We start from the raw sequence: 439 nt of genomic DNA, 5'->3' as shown, positions 1-439 counted from the left end.
AAGAAATTACAGATGCGTTGTGTCTCATTAGAAAAGATCGTGAGAAGCCAAGTGATCAAGATTTAACCGATTTTTACAACCTTGTGTCTCAACACAATGCTCCTCTTGATATTAACGATCTCAAAAACTGTTACGATCCTTTTCATGTAGATTATACAATCGAAGAATTTGAAAGGATCAAGGCAAGACATGAGGAGGAATATTGATGGCGAAAATATTAGACAATCAAACGCTCTATCAATGTGAACTCTGTGGGAAACGCCTTCTCACTCCGCATGGAGCCAAGTTACATGAAACTAAGTATTGTTCTGTTGTTAGGCAGAGAGAAGCGGAGAGTGAACATAAGAAATTTCAGGAATCGTGTGATCATAAACACATGGAAATGAGCTATATTCCACCATTGGGAGAAGATCATTTGCAGATACCTGAATTTGAATAC

Annotated in this window: 2 protein-coding genes; both read left to right on the top strand. The window is 37.8% G+C overall.

Annotation, left to right across the window (positions count from 1 at the left end; translation table 11 throughout):
* Positions 1–206, top strand: a 206-nt coding sequence (locus R2R70_RS19005) for a hypothetical protein (protein WP_410978751.1), incomplete at its 5' end; no start/stop codon positions are given.
* Positions 206–439, top strand: a 234-nt coding sequence (locus tag R2R70_RS19000) for a hypothetical protein (RefSeq protein WP_410978750.1), incomplete at its 3' end; no start/stop codon positions are given. The genes R2R70_RS19005 and R2R70_RS19000, both read left to right, overlap by 1 nt.

The organism is Cobetia sp. SIMBA_158, from assembly GCF_046566945.1.
Taxonomy (GTDB): Bacteria; Pseudomonadota; Gammaproteobacteria; order Pseudomonadales; family Halomonadaceae; genus Cobetia; species Cobetia amphilecti.
The sequence above is the reverse complement of the archived record's forward strand: the minus strand, read 5'-3'. Positions and strand labels throughout refer to the sequence as shown.